This is a genomic window from Bacillus cereus group sp. BfR-BA-01441, assembly GCF_022663075.1.
In the GTDB taxonomy this organism is placed as follows: domain Bacteria; phylum Bacillota; class Bacilli; order Bacillales; family Bacillaceae_G; genus Bacillus_A; species Bacillus_A cereus.
Window position 1 is genome coordinate 1 of the sequence record NZ_JAKUEU010000362.1, and the last position, 244, is coordinate 244.

A 244-nucleotide genomic window follows, 5' to 3' on the forward strand; every position below is an offset into this window, starting at 1 on the left:
AGATGGAGAAGAAAGATTTATAAACAAATCATTCTATGCGTATAATGAAGCTTCATTTAATGCAGCAAAAGCAAACGCTGGAGCATTATATAATCCACAGAATTTTAGAGTTGTGGATGGGACACCTAGTGGCTGGTTAAAGGTTAAAACATGGGAAGGCGAGAAATGGATGAATCTAGATGGAGAAGAAAGGTTTATAGAAAAACCATTCTATGCGTATAACGAGCCTTCATTTAGTTCAGGA

At 36.5% G+C, this 244-nt stretch carries 1 pseudogene; it reads left to right on the forward strand.

What is annotated here, in order from left to right:
- Window positions 1–244: pseudogene (locus MR107_RS30860) on the forward strand (hypothetical protein); the annotation flags it as partial.